Source organism: Pseudoalteromonas rubra, from assembly GCF_000238295.3.
Classification (GTDB): domain Bacteria; phylum Pseudomonadota; class Gammaproteobacteria; order Enterobacterales; family Alteromonadaceae; genus Pseudoalteromonas; species Pseudoalteromonas rubra.
In genome coordinates this window covers 246,270-260,181 of record NZ_AHCD03000035.1, presented here as the reverse complement: position 1 = coordinate 260,181, position 13,912 = coordinate 246,270, and the positions used below count along the sequence as shown (strand labels likewise).

General features: G+C 43.4%; 16 protein-coding genes. 10 read left to right on the top strand and 6 right to left on the bottom strand.

Going from position 1 to position 13,912, the window contains the following annotated elements; genetic code table 11:
- The first annotated feature begins 180 nt into the window (after positions 1 to 180).
- From PRUB_RS12170 to PRUB_RS12150, 5 genes are all read left to right on the top strand, one after another.
- Positions 181 to 996, top strand: coding sequence for an ABC transporter substrate-binding protein (locus tag PRUB_RS12170; protein ID WP_010384687.1), 816 nt, complete (start codon positions 181 to 183; stop codon positions 994 to 996).
- 83 nt (positions 997 to 1,079) lie between these two features.
- Entirely contained in the window at positions 1,080 to 1,778 is a 699-nt protein-coding gene (locus PRUB_RS12165) for an SIMPL domain-containing protein (protein WP_010384689.1), read from the top strand.
- Positions 1,779 to 1,826: 48 nt separating this feature from the next.
- Positions 1,827 to 2,201 (top strand): MAPEG family protein, encoded by a 375-nt coding sequence (locus PRUB_RS12160; protein ID WP_010384690.1) that lies wholly within the window; start codon positions 1,827 to 1,829, stop codon positions 2,199 to 2,201.
- The gene (locus tag PRUB_RS12155) at positions 2,201 to 2,848 is read left to right on the top strand and encodes a sulfotransferase (RefSeq protein WP_010384691.1); all 648 of its coding nucleotides are present in this window, start codon (positions 2,201 to 2,203) and stop codon (positions 2,846 to 2,848) included. The genes PRUB_RS12160 and PRUB_RS12155 overlap by 1 nt, the downstream gene beginning before the upstream one ends.
- 110 nt (positions 2,849 to 2,958) lie before the next feature.
- Positions 2,959 to 3,531: a MiaE family protein gene (locus tag PRUB_RS12150; RefSeq protein WP_010384692.1), complete on the top strand. Its 573-nt coding sequence runs from the start codon at positions 2,959 to 2,961 to the stop codon at positions 3,529 to 3,531.
- 200 nt (positions 3,532 to 3,731) lie between these two features.
- Here the strand turns inward: PRUB_RS12150 and PRUB_RS12145 are convergent, their stop codons facing one another.
- A complete protein-coding gene (locus PRUB_RS12145; protein WP_010384693.1) occupies positions 3,732 to 4,628 on the bottom strand; it encodes a substrate-binding periplasmic protein in 897 nt (298 codons plus the stop codon).
- Between the two features lie 185 nt (positions 4,629 to 4,813).
- Between PRUB_RS12145 and PRUB_RS12140 the strand changes: the two genes are divergently transcribed.
- The 5 genes from PRUB_RS12140 to PRUB_RS12120 are packed head-to-tail and all read left to right on the top strand — an operon-like array spanning position 4,814 to position 10,336.
- The gene (locus tag PRUB_RS12140; RefSeq protein WP_010384695.1) at positions 4,814 to 5,197 is read left to right on the top strand and encodes a response regulator; all 384 of its coding nucleotides are present in this window, start codon (positions 4,814 to 4,816) and stop codon (positions 5,195 to 5,197) included.
- Complete coding sequence (locus PRUB_RS12135) at positions 5,194 to 6,105, top strand: AAA family ATPase (protein ID WP_010384696.1); 912 nt, start codon at positions 5,194 to 5,196, stop codon at positions 6,103 to 6,105. The genes PRUB_RS12140 and PRUB_RS12135 overlap by 4 nt, the downstream gene beginning before the upstream one ends.
- 2 nt (positions 6,106 to 6,107) lie before the next feature.
- Positions 6,108 to 7,058 carry a DUF58 domain-containing protein gene (locus tag PRUB_RS12130; RefSeq protein WP_010384697.1) on the top strand — a complete coding sequence of 317 codons (951 nt, stop codon included), beginning with the start codon at positions 6,108 to 6,110 and terminating at the stop codon, positions 7,056 to 7,058.
- Positions 7,048 to 8,994 (top strand): transglutaminase TgpA family protein, encoded by a 1,947-nt coding sequence (locus PRUB_RS12125; RefSeq protein ID WP_010384698.1) that lies wholly within the window; start codon positions 7,048 to 7,050, stop codon positions 8,992 to 8,994. Before PRUB_RS12130 ends, PRUB_RS12125 begins: the two co-directional genes overlap by 11 nt.
- Before the next feature lie 4 nt (positions 8,995 to 8,998).
- Positions 8,999 to 10,336 carry a Na+/H+ antiporter family protein gene (locus PRUB_RS12120; RefSeq protein WP_010384699.1) on the top strand — a complete coding sequence of 446 codons (1,338 nt, stop codon included), beginning with the start codon at positions 8,999 to 9,001 and terminating at the stop codon, positions 10,334 to 10,336.
- Positions 10,337 to 10,383: 47 nt separating this feature from the next.
- Here PRUB_RS12120 and PRUB_RS12115 read toward each other — a convergent pair whose 3' ends face one another.
- The 5 genes from PRUB_RS12115 to PRUB_RS12095 form a co-directional block, all read right to left on the bottom strand.
- On the bottom strand, positions 10,384 to 10,731 hold the full coding sequence (locus tag PRUB_RS12115; RefSeq protein WP_010384701.1) for a hypothetical protein: 348 nt from the start codon (positions 10,729 to 10,731) through the stop codon (positions 10,384 to 10,386).
- Between the two features lie 174 nt (positions 10,732 to 10,905).
- On the bottom strand, positions 10,906 to 11,421 hold the full coding sequence (locus PRUB_RS12110) for a GNAT family N-acetyltransferase (RefSeq protein ID WP_010384702.1): 516 nt from the start codon (positions 11,419 to 11,421) through the stop codon (positions 10,906 to 10,908).
- Positions 11,422 to 11,706: 285 nt separating this feature from the next.
- Positions 11,707 to 12,138, bottom strand: a complete 432-nt coding sequence (locus PRUB_RS12105) for an acyl-CoA thioesterase (RefSeq protein WP_010384703.1) — start codon at positions 12,136 to 12,138, stop codon at positions 11,707 to 11,709.
- Complete coding sequence (locus tag PRUB_RS12100) at positions 12,135 to 12,983, bottom strand: peptidoglycan DD-metalloendopeptidase family protein (RefSeq protein ID WP_010384704.1); 849 nt, start codon at positions 12,981 to 12,983, stop codon at positions 12,135 to 12,137. The genes PRUB_RS12105 and PRUB_RS12100 overlap by 4 nt, the downstream gene beginning before the upstream one ends.
- Entirely contained in the window at positions 12,976 to 13,830 is an 855-nt protein-coding gene (locus PRUB_RS12095) for a 6-carboxytetrahydropterin synthase (protein ID WP_010384705.1), read from the bottom strand. The genes PRUB_RS12100 and PRUB_RS12095 overlap by 8 nt, the downstream gene beginning before the upstream one ends.
- Positions 13,831 to 13,912 lie beyond the last annotated feature (82 nt).

Below are 13,912 nucleotides of genomic sequence, written 5' to 3'. Positions count from 1 at the left end.
GGGTGTGGCGCATTTACAAATTTTGCGCCACACTTAATATCAGTATTAAACGCTATAAACATAGCGTTGGGCTGTGCATGGAGCACTGATAGAGAGTCTGTGCAATCCGACCCCATTTTGCTCTGTAGTAGGATCCCAGCAAAACCGGCTTTGCATTGATGTTCGATGTAGGTGAACTAAATGCGCTATGCCTTCATGATAGCACTGTTGTTTTTTTCTCTCGGGTTACGTAGTGATCCTATTCACATAGACATTGTGTCGGATTATTCCCCTGATTCAAATAAAGCCCCAGCCGATCTGGCTACACAGCTTTTGCTTAAACTCGAAGAAACACTCGAGGGTAAATTAATTCTGACTTTCATGCCGGCCAGCCGAAAAAGAGAGTGGCGTGAGTTGGTGCGTAATCCTAAAGCCTGTTTGTATAACAAAGTGAAAACGCCAGAAAGGGAAGCCATGGCATTGTTTACGCCTTATCCGCTGATGTCTTTTCCTGCCAACCGATTGATACTAAAAGATCAACCGAATATTCCAGATACAGTGTCACTGGGCACCATAGTCAGAATGGGGCTTAATATAGGTGTCTCAGAGGGACGCTCTTATGGTCTGGATATCGACAATTTTATTTTAGAAAACCGACGGGCCTTTTGGTTATCGCAAGGAAATCAAAGTGCTTTTCGGCTGAGAACTATGTTAAGTCAGGGCAAGCTGGATGGCATTATTGAATATAGTTCTGTGTTTATTAGTGAACACCCATCAGCGCAGGCTCTTAACGGCTATAGTTTTCATGCTATTGAAGAAGCCGGTCTGACCATTTTTGGTTATATTGCTTGTGCGAAATCGAATGAGGGTAAGCGCGCCGTTGACTTTTTACAATCCGCGCTGGAAAGACCCGATTTACAGCGAGCCATTATTTCAGCGCATACCGGCTTATTCTTTGAGCAGGAAGAACCTTTCATTCTTCGCTCTTTACACAAAGCGTATAACATTCAGCATTGATTAACAAACTTGTGCTTTAATTGGCGCAAAGCATGTGGTTTTATAAACCACACATTTTGTTGAATCAAAGTAAGGAGGCGTTCATGCGCTCACTTTTAGCCGCCGCTGCATTCGCAATCAGTACCTGTGCACACGCAGGCAATTTACCAGAGGGCCCACATTTATATGTTAAAGGGATGTCGTCTATTGAAGTGCAGCCTGATGCCGCCATCATTCGCGTCGCAATAACAGAAAAACATAAGTCGTTGCCGGAAGCCAAGTCGAATGTTGACCAAATCATGGCAAAGGCTATCCAGATAGCGAAAGACTTCGGCATTAAGAGCAAGGATATCCATGCGCAACAGCTCAATGTTCATCGTCAAACACGTTATAATCGCAAATCTAATGAAGAGGAATTCGAAGGTTTCAGAGTCAATCGCAGCCTGACTGTTAAGCTCAAAGATCTCGCAGAATACCCAAACCTGCTTCAGGCTTTCGTAGACAGCGGCATTAATCAGTTTAATAACACTGAGTTTGTCGTTGAAGACAAAGCCGAATATATGAAAAAGCTCAAGAAATCAGCTATTGAAGAGGCAAAGGCGGCAGCCAGAGAGCTGGCCGATGACTTTGATGTTGATCTGGGCCGTCTGTATTCTGTGTCATTTTCACCGATGAGTGTGCCGGTACAACCTTACGCCCGAGGTAAAATGATGGCTGCTGAATCTATGGACGTCAATCAAGCTTACAATACCGGTGATACGACACTAACCGCAGAGGTCTATGCGGTATATTTTATTGAGTAAACCCCCTATACTGGACCTACTTATAATACTTACAAGTAGGTCTGCGTCATGATAACAGGATTTTTTGCTGCAATATTTACACTTTTTTATATCAAACTCAGCTTTGATATCATAGGTTTACGTCATAAGAACCAAGTTTCTCTCGGAGATGGCGGGCATCCCGAATTGGAACGAGCGATCCGCGCCCATGGCAATTTCATGGAATACACGCCATTACTATTAATCTTGCTATTTGCCCTGGAATTTCAGGGGGGTCAGGCAATTTGGTTATATATCACAGGCGGCACCTATTTAGTTGGTCGGGTTTTACATTCGATTGCGCTCAACAAGACGAAGCTTAAAATGCGCGTAATCAGTATGGCACTCAGTTTCTTGTCACTACTGGCCTTGTCGATTATTAATCTCTATTGTTATTTTGTTTAATGAAAAAAATCTTTATTGCCGGCTTGCCAAGAACCGGTACTACCAGCGTATGTGCTGCATTTCTCGAACTTGGGTTTAAAACAGCACATACAGCCTACACCCGTGATGCACTGGATCAGGCGCAGGTGATAGCAGATACACCCATCTTTAATGATTATAAAAAGCTTGCCGTTATATACCCAGACAGCCGCTTTGTTTATCTCGAAAGAGCGATGGCAAACTGGATCCCCTCTGTCAGACGATTGCTCACTCGTATGCTACCCAGATTAGAGACTCAACGGGGTGGGTTCAATGACACACTTAAACGTTGCTACTTCGAGACCTTTGAAAATTTAAGTGCTGAAAACATTGCGTCTGATCAGTATCTTATTGATATTTATTATAAGCATCGTACTGAACTATTGGAGTTTTTAGAGACCAAGCAGATAGCGCATTTGATACTAGATGTATCGCACCCTGATAGCTTACATCACCTCTCTGGCTTTCTCGACATTCATACTAATGGGGATAGCTGTATGCCAAACCTCAACCAGGGGGGAAAGGTGACAGCCTGGAAACAAATTGTTCACCCTCTAAAAATCGAGTCAACCAGAAATGGTAAAGCAGACAGGGATAGTATTTTGTACAGCCAAATAAATAGCGGATAACAGTAATGTCCGATACTAATGGCATGAATCAAAATTGACTTAGGGTATCGTTGTAATACGACGCCGTACTTAGGTAGAATGCCAGGAAACTGGTTACTGAACAGAAAAACATGTTTGAATTAAAATTCCACACTCCATTTGAGTGGACTCATAAAGTGATGGCTGAGTTTGATACTTTTTTGCAAGATCACGCAGCCGCAGAGAAAAAAGCCTCTGGCATGGCGATGTCTATGCTAAGTCATTATCCGGACCGAATAAAGCTGGTAAAGGCGATGGCAGATCTTGCGATTGAAGAAATGATTCATTTTAAGCAGGTGCTTAAGTTATTAACTGATCGAAGCGTCACTTTGGGCAATGATAAAGCCGATCCTTATATTAAAAAAATGCGTGCCTTATTTCGTCAGGGCTCAGATGAATTTCTAATTGATCGGCTGTTAGTTGCGGCGGTGATAGAGGCGAGGGGACACGAGCGTTTTTCTTTGGTTGCGGAAGCTTTGCCTGAAGGCAAAGAAAAAGATTTTTACGTGACCATTGCTAAGTCAGAAGAAAAGCACAAGAATTTGTTTGTTGAACTTGGCTACGAGTATTTTGACAGAGCCATAATCGATGCCCGCCTTGAAGAAATACTGATTGCGGAAGCCAAGATCTGTGAAAGTATTCCGTTTACCGCAGCATTGCATTAATCGGATACACGCGAACCTCAAAACAGACTAATGCCTATTATGTTAAATTGAACGTTGAATATAAAAGGGACGGTAACTCTGCTCCCTTTTTTGACACACAAGAGGTATACCAGCGAAAATTCAAAGCGATGAATCAATAAATTGGGAACGAGAAAAGCAGGGCGCTCCGGTGTTTCCTGTAATACAACTGAAAATGAGCGCTATTTGCAGCTTTTGGCAGTATTGTATTTTATTTCATCCAGAACGCCGTATTTCTTAAATTCAGCAATAGCCTGATTAAGTTCAAATAACAGCGCTTTTCCATTTTTATTGCGTTTCGAGACAGCAAAGAACAAGCCGTTCATTTGCAATATTGGCTCAACCATCACCAAATTTTGCAGCTGAGATATATCTGAATCATTTCGAGACAAAACTTCGACTTCCATCTCAATGACTTCCGGGTCACCGATAATGAGGTTTACGCGCCCAGCCATTAACAATCTGATATTGTGGGCGTCATCAACTGCCTCAATGACATTGAATTTGCCTGCATCCATTAAACGGTCAAACTCCGGGGTGTTCTGATAGCCTCGAACGACGCCAATTCGTTCATCCGCCAGCGCTGCAAGGCTGGTAAAATGGTCGGTGTTGTAATTCTTTCTTTTATACAGCGCAATAGGACCCCAACCAAATGGCTCGCTGAGTGTGAGATGATCCAAACGACGTGTGCCTGGAAAAGTATCCGATGGTGCTTCAGGTTCAATGAAGTATTCTGGGACCAGTAAATCTACCTTACCATTTTCTGCATAGGCTACAGCGCGTGCCCAGGGATAGAATGTAACCGTTGCACCATAATTTTGACTATGTAGTAAAGCGATTACAGCTTGCATAACCCAGCCTTGTTTACACAAGCTTTGCCCAATGTAAGGTTGCCATTCCAGGGTAGTCACTTGGACTTGCTTAGGCGCATTCATATTGTAGTGAAAGGAATGGTCACCGATTTTTCGACCAGTCACACTATGCGTACCTTTATAATCACGATAGGTCACGCTGATCTGGTCAGAGGCAAATGAGTAGCTTGCATAAAAACTGTATAACAGAAACAAGGCAATTAGCATTTTTGAAAGCTCAAGATAAGACTGATCTAAGCTTAGCCACAATCGGAGGAGTTGTCATAAATACACTATTTAACATAATGTAAATTATGGGATGTTAAATATAATGTGGTTACAGACTCTCTCGGGTGACAATATGCTTTAGGAAATGTCCATTAGCCTTGTCGTTCAAAAGAAGTAAATACAATATGGAACTTGTCAGACCCCTAGAACCAATTTTGATCATCGATGACGTTGAGGATGTGCGCAGTTACCTGATAGATATTCTTGAAAACCTGGGTTTTGAAGAAGTCTATGAGTCTGAGGACTTTAAATCAGCGATGCCATTGATGGCAGAAAAATCTCCGAATGTTATTTTCCTGGATATTGAGCTGCCTGATACCGACGGTACGCAGATCCTTGAATACATTAATGAAAACTATCCCAATGTTCATGTCATTATGTGTTCAGGACATAACAGCCTGGAAAACGTGCAAAATACCTGGGAATTGGGAGCGAAAGGCTTTATTGCTAAGCCCTTTAACGCGAAAAAAGTTGACTCAGTAATGAAAAGACTTGAAATGATTGCATGAATAAAACCACAGAAGCGATAATCAATCAGCTATCCGAGCTGATACTAGGTAAAGAAGAACAGATCCGGCTGGCCGTTGTTTGTTTGCTATGTAAAGGGCACCTGCTAATTGAAGATTTACCCGGAATGGGTAAAACCACCCTCTCCCACGGCCTTGCCAATGTACTTGGGTTAAGTTATCAACGCGTTCAGTTTACCAGTGATCTGTTGCCCGCCGATATTACCGGATCGAGCGTATTTAACACTCAGCAACAGAGTTTCGATTTTCATCCTGGGCCCATTTTTAGTCAGGTGTTACTGGCAGATGAAATCAATCGCGCCAGTCCAAAAACGCAAAGTGCCCTGCTTGAGGCAATGGAAGAACGTCAGGTAACAGTTGATGGCAAGACGCACCCGTTGCCAGAACCGTTTTTTGTCATTGCTACGCAAAACCCTTTGCATCAGTCAGGTACACACCCTTTGCCTGAGTCTCAACTAGATCGTTTTTTCCTGCGGATCAGCCTGGGTTACCCTGATGAGCATGCCGAGAAAAGTCTGATATTGGGCAATAACCTGCAAAGACAACACCTAAGCGAGCTGTCATGCGTATTAGATCTAACTGCGCTGGCAGCTCTGCAGCAAACAGTAGTCGCCGTTAATCTGTCTGAATCAGTTGTACAATATATCATTAACCTGGTGAACTTCACGCGCTACAGTGGTCAGTTTAGTGATCCTCTTTCACCACGAGCAAGTATCGCATTAGGTCTTGCCACACGTGCTTATGCACTTACGCAAGGGCGCGATTATGCATTACCTGATGATGTACAAGCTGTGTTTGCGGCAGTAGCAGGACACCGCCTGAATGTTTCCGCCAATGAACTAGATGATGTCGTAAAAGGGATTTTTGATAACGTTGCGGTTGTATTGTAATCATGCGCAGTGACTGGTTGCAGTCCTGGCTGGCTGACATGATCAAGCGCAAGCACAGCGCTGCGCAACTTACCCTCTCTCACCATAATATCTATATTGTTCCCTCTAAACAGGGCGCATTTTTTTTGTGTATGGTGATCCTCAATTTTATTTTAGGTAGTAATTATCAGAACAACCTGATCCTCGGGGTCGCTTATGTAATGTTGCTTATTCTGGTTTTGGCTTTGATATACGGTTACCTTAACTTACATGGTCTGACGATCCAGTTGCTGGATGTTAAGAACAACTTTGCCTCTAAACCGGTAGAAGTGTTGGTAAAGGTCAATACACCGCATGATTGCTACTCACTGGATATTGTCAGTCAGGACTTTGACTTTAGTGACTGTAATGAAAACCATAAGCAAGGACCTCACGTGGTTTCTTTGTTTTTGCACCCTGAGTTACGAGGACGCTACCGACTTGGCCGACTTAAACTATCGAGTCGTTATCCGTTTGGCCTAGTGCGCGTTTGGACTTACCTGAACACAGATAAGACATTTTGTGTCTACCCTGCTCCGCTGACTTGTCAGCTGACATTCAGTGAACAGGAAGCGACGGCTGAACAGGGACAATACGTACATCAAAGCACGCAAAGTCATGAGAACTTCGATGGCCTAGAGCGCTTTAGGCCTGGGGTCAGTAAAAGCCGTATTTCCTGGCGGCATTTTGCTAAGAGTCAGCAACTTCTGGTGAAGCAATACAGTGGTGATAGCTATTATTCTCAGCACACATTTGACTATTCAGCACACGATGGCAACAAGGAAAGTCGCTTGTCTAAATTATGTTATCAGGTGCTTGAAGCGGATAAGCAAGGAGATATGTTTGCCCTGCGATTGAGCAATGCCGTACAGGTGAGCGCTGATCGAGGAGATAAGCATAGAGAAAAGTGTCTGGAGGCGTTGAGTGACTTCTGACAAACTTCTAGAGCCCCAAACTTTACTGACAACACTCCTGTATGGCTTAGTCAGCATCCTGCTTTTGAACAGTTTCGGCCTGGTATTTACTTGTGCCATGTTGCTTATTGTACTGTTCAAGCTCGCTATTTATAAGAAACTGGTTAAAGGCCCATCCGAAAAGATGATTAATCTATTGGCCTTTACCATTATCCTCGTTGTGTTTGTCGCAATCGGTTTTGCTAACCTGGTAGAAATGTTCGTTTCATTGTTATTGGGGGCATGTGCACTAAAGACCATTCAGGCAAAAACAAAAAAGCAAGCCATGTCGGTGCAGTTACTCAACTTTTTCGTTTACCCCTGTTTTTTTATCTTCTCTCAGAATGTTCTGTCTTTGTTATTTGTGCTCGCTCTTTTGGTGATCAACCTAGCGCAAATGTTGTGGATCGAACACGACATAGAATTACGCAGCGCAATGAAACAAGCCACAAAGCATTTGCTACTCGCGCTCCCCCTGGCAGCAATTATGGTGGTACTCCTACCGAAAGTTTCTCCATTTTGGCAGCTCCCCGGCGCCAAGAAAACACAAACTGGGCTTTCTGAGGACATAGATCCGTTTGAAATATCAGAGTTATCTCGTTCAGACGAGTTAGTTTTCAGGGCAATTCTTCCCGACAGCGCTCAGATGAAACCGCCATTTTACTGGCGAACCTTAATTCATGATAAGTTTGACGGTAAGCGTTGGCGGGTTTCAGCGCATCACGACGTACCCTTACAAGCACCTTATCGTGCGGTCGGTGCAAGTTATACAGTGATCGCCAGACCATCAGGTAAAACCTGGCTATACAATCTGGGTCAGGCAAAGTCTGCCACACGGGGTGTGAATACGAATCATTTTGGCACTTTGTTTATGCAAAATCACCTGAGTAGTAGCATGGAATATCAGGTGACGCCTATTCATGTTTCAGGAATAGGTTTGGTCAATTGGCAGTATCGGCTCAATACGGCTTTACCTGAAGAAATTAATCCACTTGCAACGGCCATGGCAATGCGATGGGATAATACCACAGACAATACCGCAGACTTCATTAAGCAGATGAAACAGTATTTTATCGAACATAGATTTAGTTACTCACTTATGCCTGCAACAATCAGTGACCGAGACAGCATTGACACTTTTTTAACTGAGACGCGTGAGGGGTTCTGTGGTCATTACGCTGCAAGTGCCGCCTTTATGATGCGAGCAGCAGGTATTCCTGCCCGACTCGTGTCGGGATACCTTGGCGGAGAATATAATGAAGAACGCGGGTATTACAGTGTTTATCAATACGACGCGCACGCCTGGGTAGAGTATTATGTTCCTCAGCAAGGTTGGTATCGTTTAGACCCCACCGCTTGGGTAGCACCGGACAGACTCATCGGCTCTTTGTCTGAATTAACCGAGGTGGAAGATGAATTTAAGGATAACCTTGGCCTGAGCCTGATGAGCTATTCTAATCTGGCGTTGGTAAATTGGGTAAGACTTCAGATTGAGCAACTTGATTATCAGTGGACCCGTTGGGTTCTGAACTTTGATCATCAAAAGCAATCCAGGTTATTGCGAGATTTATTTGGCCAGTACCACAGGTTATTGCCGGCTTTAAGCGTGTTTTTATTGCTAATCGCCATATTCATAGCTCGCTTCTGGTATCTGCAACGCAAGCAATTGATAAAATTACCAGAGGCAGTCAAGCTTCATCAGGCTATTTGCAGATTAGCAGGCGAAGAGTTACATAAATTGACGCCCTCACAGGCGCTATTCACCTTGAAGTCACAGTATCCTGGTTTATCTCAGGAACTGGAAGAGTTTAACCAATATTTTGTAAAATCTAGATTTTCCCGAGCGCAATTAACCAAAGCAGAGGCTACAAGGATGAAAGCGCTTGGCCGTTTAATAATAAAAAAGGCGAAAAAATAACATTATGAATGCTGTTATTATTGGTGTTTTGCTGATGCTCGGCCTGACACTATTTAGAGTGAACGTGATTGTCGCAATGACAATCAGTGCTATGGTTGCTGGTTTGAGTGCGGGTTTAGGTCTATCAGATACGCTGAATGCATTTAATTCCGGGTTATCCGGTGGCGCAGAGATTGCGCTCAGCTACGCGATGCTTGGTGCTTTTGCAGTGGCAATATCTAAGTCGGGATTAACCCAAATCCTGGCGGATAAATTACTGTCTCTGGTCCATGGCAATCAACAAAACTCAAGTCAGTTGCTGAGCATGCTCATTATGGTCATTATTCTGGGTTGTTCGGTTGCCTCACAAAACCTCATTCCAGTACACATTGCCTTTATTCCGATCCTTATACCTCCATTGTTGGTGATATTTAATCAGTTAAATATCGATCGCCGTGCCATTGCATGTATTTTAACTTTTGGTTTAGCAACGTCTTATATGGTTTTGCCCTATGGCTTCGGCGGTATTTATCTATACTCCATTTTGCATAAAAACCTGATTGATAACGGCCTTGAGATTGTCAATACACAGGTACCTTACGCCATGGTTATCCCTGCTCTGGGTATGCTGGCAGGTTTGATTATTGCTGTGTTTGTGAGTTACCGAAAAAAGCGCAACTATACTCACGATGAGCTGTCAGAGAAGACAGCGCAAACTGATAAACCCCGGCTTAATGACGCTGAAAAGCGTAAAGTCATTGTTGCTGGTACTCTTGCAATTATTTGTTCGCTACTCGCACAAAACGTCAGTGGCTCAATGATATTGGGTGGCCTTGTTGGGGTTATGATGTTCAGCCTGTTTGGTATTGTCAAATGGGATCAAAGCTCAGACGTCTTCAGCAAAGGTGTGGCTATGATGGCCATGATTGGCTTTATTATGATCTCAGCACAAGGGTTTGCATCCGTTATGAAAGAAACCGGTGATGTGGCTAGCCTGGTGAGCGCCTGTGCTGACTTTGTTGGAGAGAACAAACCGCTCGCAGCAGCTATGATCTTACTGGTAGGCTTGCTTATCACTATGGGTATAGGCAGTTCCTTTTCGACCGTGCCTATCATTGCGACTCTGTTCGTTCCTTTATCTATGGAAGTTGGGTTTTCAGCGATGGCGACAGTTGCTCTTGTGGGAACAGCCGGCGCGCTGGGAGATGCAGGCTCACCGGCGTCTGATTCTACATTAGGTCCGACCTCGGGTTTAAATGCAGATGGTCAACATGATCACATCTGGGATTCAGTGGTGCCCACGTTTATTCATTTCAACATTCCATTATTAATTTTTGGCTGGATAGCTGCAATGGTGCTTTAAAACCGAAAAAGTCGACCTAAGGTCGACTTTTTTGATATTGGCTTTAATTAAAACTGCACGTAGGCTCTGTTGATGTAACACTTGTCGTTTGAACTATCATAGTAGAAACTCATCGCCCTACCTGACGCAGCGGCCATCAGCGCTAATGAATAGATCTTATTAGCGCCTTCCATAGTCATACTATGCTTATTTACTTCAACATAGTGATACTTATTTGCTGCATTAATTGCTTGTGAGCAATCAGGCGCATTGGATTTAAAGGTGAGCACAAAACCGCCTTGAGAGGTTGGATATACGGAATTGACTTTTGATGTGTGCCATTTGCCACTGGCATGTGCGCCAAAACTGCTTAGCGCAAGTATACAGCCCAAAGATAGTAATGTTTTTTTTATCATGAATTTGTCCTGAAATTCTTATTGTTTAGTCTTTAATTTGAATACAAAACTGTTGTTTCGTACTGCTTTGCAGTCAATGACTATCCCACTATTTGTAGGCCAGTCTCTAATAAAGAAACGGGATTGTACCTGAGAATTATGAAAACTCGAAGAACCTCAGTATAAATAATCACACTACTGTAAGTAAGCCCGATAAAGGCACATCAAACGTGGCGCTGCATCGAATTCAGGTTTACTCGAATAACACTCGATGAGCGAAGCTCCTGCCCGCTTTGCTATTTTGATACTCGCCTTGTTATTTTCGAGGCAGTGAAACTCTACATAACGTACTTGGCGAACGTTTTTTAGATAAGGCAACACCCCACCTATTATCTGACTGATCACCGCTTTACCCCTTGCTTTATCAATGAGCCAATAGCCTATTTCACAAGTATTCCGGGCTTTAGCTGGTTTAATCGCAAACACCCCGATAAAACGATTCTGTTGCATGATGGCAAAATATTCTGTGCCTGCTAAATGAGTCCGCTCTGCAATGTAAGTTTCTGCATCCCGGATTTCTGTTAGCTTTTCCACCCAGGGTAAATATTTTTGCAAGCTTTCACGACTCGCTTCTACTGCGTCGAACAATGTGTCTGCATGTTCAGTATCTAACGGAGTGATGTATAAATGTGTTGAAATGCGGTGTTCCATAACTTCCTTCTGGACAATATTCCTTACTGCTCATGGCTATTTGCTAATTTTAATTAACAGATTGTACCGTTTATCAAATCTATTCTGTCACAAAATCTGTGAAAGATATTTGTAATCAGGAGCTTAAAAGTAAAGTCGAAATAACTCCCTTTTGGGAAGATTATCTAAATTCCCCTCTTTTGCAAAGATAATTGTTAACCACAAACTTGTATGATGTGTTCTTTTTAATGTAAAGGAGTTAAAAACTCCTATCTGGCTGTTGTAACTTAAAGATTTAAAAATTGATTAGCTAAACCCATTTAGCATCTGATCGCATACAACAGGTGTTGGTCTGTGGTTGTCATCAACAGCAACAAATGTGAAGCTACCAGAGATAGCAAGATGCTTATCGTCTTTATGCATAGTCTCCAGGTAGATGTGAACTTCGACTTTTAAGCTGGTATTACCTACATGGGCTACTTTAGCAACCAATTCGGCAAACGTACCTGCCGGGATAGCTTCTTTAAAGTCGACTCTGTCTGATGAAATGGTAACCAGAGGTTTGCGGCAAAAACGCGTCGCTGCGATAAACGCAACCTCATCCATCCATGCCAATGCGTCACCACCAAACAAGGTATTGTGGTGGTTCGTTCGACCTGGGAAAACGGTTTTAGTAACCGAGGTTTGCGAGTCTTGAATTCTTTGTGCAATTACTGCGTCTTTATCTGTTTGTGTCATTCTTTACTGCTTTTCGTTGCGAGTTTATCAATCATAATAAGTTGAGGATCTAAGCGTTCATTGAACCAATTAAAACGCCAGTCCAGGTGTGGTCCGGTTACTCTGCCAGTGGCACCTATATCGGCGATATGATCGCCCAGCTCAACTTCCTGCCCTTCTTCAACATGAAGTTTGTTAAGATGTATATAGGTAGAGGTAATGCCATATCCATGATCAAGGATCAGCGTACCGCCACTGTAATAAAGATCAGGGTTAGCAAATACAACTTTACCTGCTACAGGCGCAAGTACCGGCGTACCGGTTTTATTTGCAATATCCAACCCAAAGTGAGGCCTCCTGGGTTGGCCATTAAAATAACGTTGGCTGCCGTAGACGCCCGAAATTCTGCCTTTTGCCGGTCGATAAACCGGATCATCGAAGTAGGACAAAGTGCTTAGCTTACTTCTGGCAGCGCTGACTTGCGCACCTTCCTTACGGATCCGAGCTAAAACTTCCTTTGGTGGCGATACGTACTTTTTCTCTACACCAGTAATGCGATCAATGTCATAGTCTCGCGTGGTGATCATTAAGTTTTTGGAGTGTGTTTTACCGCTTTGGTCAACCCAGCTTAGAGTATGTTCTGTGTCAGCATCTCGGCCAAAGCCAAAAACAAATTTTCCATCAGGTGAGATAGCTAACTCTTTGTCGTTAAGTCTGGCAGATTGTACTCCAGCCAGTTCAGCTATCACCATCCCACCCTGAGTGAGGGAGCCTTTTAGCTCAAGAGCTTGACCCGAGCTTACATTCACTAACAACCCGGCCAGTATTATACCGGTCTTTTTCGCTTTACTCAGCCAATCAGGCATAAGCAATCGCTCCTTTTCCAACGCCTTCAAAGGCCTTAACTTTAACTTTTCTGTCCGGATACTGCGCCTTAATCTCTCCAGCAAGATATTCGGCTAGACACTCGACAGTACTGTCACAGGGGATCAAATCACAACGCGCTTTACTGATGGCTAATTCAAAATAGCCTTGAGAGGCTGTATAGGCAAATGCATAATCGTTATCGTGAGGTTTAACGTGTTGCAAATCACTCGCATCGATTAGGTCTTCCTGACTACCCAGATAGATATCCTGCCAACGTTCAGCCCACTCTTTTTGCAGACGCGGCATGCTAATATCGTCTAGGTAGATACCTATATCTGAGCGGTGCCCGTGGATAATACGCTGACAATTACCGTCGTGTTTTTTCAAACCATGACTGTAGTGGTAGTAGAAACTACGGCTCGGCTCAGGACGTAACTCAATCTCAACGTCTTTCACGTTGTCTGGCATTTTTGGCAAAATTTGTTGTTTAAGAAATGCAATAACACTGGTTTCATTGATTTCAGCACCTTCGACGATACAAACAGCTTCGTCAGGTGCACTCATTGCCAGGTGATGCCCGCCAAACAAGCCATCAAAACTCACCCTGCCATCTTGTGATGCATAGTTGCAAGACAACTGGCTTGGGATAGCCAATTTATGATCAATCGTGTCATCTATAATGGCCTTGATCTGCTTTTTTACTTTGGCAAAGTCCAATACCATAGACTCTTCGTTCAACTGGCCATGCAGTGTCATATCGACAATCCAGCTTTCGCCCACCGCGCCTCGTTTACCACACAAGTAAGAAAAATCAATTACCGTCAAGGCATCTACAAAAAGGATCATAAACTTCCGCTAACATTAAGAATGACTGATTCAATTATAAAGATTTTTAAAGCAAAAATCGCCTTGAAAGGTCCAGAAACAA

Excerpts from the sequence above, each read along its gene's own strand:
- PRUB_RS12115 (WP_010384701.1), bottom strand. The coding sequence starts at position 10,731 with ATGATAAAAAAAACATTACTATCTTTGGGCTGTATACTTGCGCTAAGC.
- PRUB_RS12140 (WP_010384695.1), top strand. The coding sequence starts at position 4,814 with ATGGAACTTGTCAGACCCCTAGAACCAATTTTGATCATCGATGACGTT.
- PRUB_RS12135 (WP_010384696.1), top strand. The coding sequence starts at position 5,194 with ATGAATAAAACCACAGAAGCGATAATCAATCAGCTATCCGAGCTGATA.
- PRUB_RS12100 (WP_010384704.1), bottom strand. The coding sequence starts at position 12,983 with ATGCCTGATTGGCTGAGTAAAGCGAAAAAGACCGGTATAATACTGGCC.
- PRUB_RS12170 (WP_010384687.1), top strand. The coding sequence starts at position 181 with ATGCGCTATGCCTTCATGATAGCACTGTTGTTTTTTTCTCTCGGGTTA.
- PRUB_RS12105 (WP_010384703.1), bottom strand. The coding sequence starts at position 12,138 with ATGACACAAACAGATAAAGACGCAGTAATTGCACAAAGAATTCAAGAC.
- PRUB_RS12095 (WP_010384705.1), bottom strand. The coding sequence starts at position 13,830 with ATGATCCTTTTTGTAGATGCCTTGACGGTAATTGATTTTTCTTACTTG.
- PRUB_RS12165 (WP_010384689.1), top strand. The coding sequence starts at position 1,080 with ATGCGCTCACTTTTAGCCGCCGCTGCATTCGCAATCAGTACCTGTGCA.
- PRUB_RS12110 (WP_010384702.1), bottom strand. The coding sequence starts at position 11,421 with ATGGAACACCGCATTTCAACACATTTATACATCACTCCGTTAGATACT.
- PRUB_RS12155 (WP_010384691.1), top strand. The coding sequence starts at position 2,201 with ATGAAAAAAATCTTTATTGCCGGCTTGCCAAGAACCGGTACTACCAGC.
- PRUB_RS12120 (WP_010384699.1), top strand. The coding sequence starts at position 8,999 with ATGAATGCTGTTATTATTGGTGTTTTGCTGATGCTCGGCCTGACACTA.
- PRUB_RS12150 (WP_010384692.1), top strand. The coding sequence starts at position 2,959 with ATGTTTGAATTAAAATTCCACACTCCATTTGAGTGGACTCATAAAGTG.
- PRUB_RS12160 (WP_010384690.1), top strand. The coding sequence starts at position 1,827 with ATGATAACAGGATTTTTTGCTGCAATATTTACACTTTTTTATATCAAA.
- PRUB_RS12145 (WP_010384693.1), bottom strand. The coding sequence starts at position 4,628 with ATGCTAATTGCCTTGTTTCTGTTATACAGTTTTTATGCAAGCTACTCA.
- PRUB_RS12130 (WP_010384697.1), top strand. The coding sequence starts at position 6,108 with ATGCGCAGTGACTGGTTGCAGTCCTGGCTGGCTGACATGATCAAGCGC.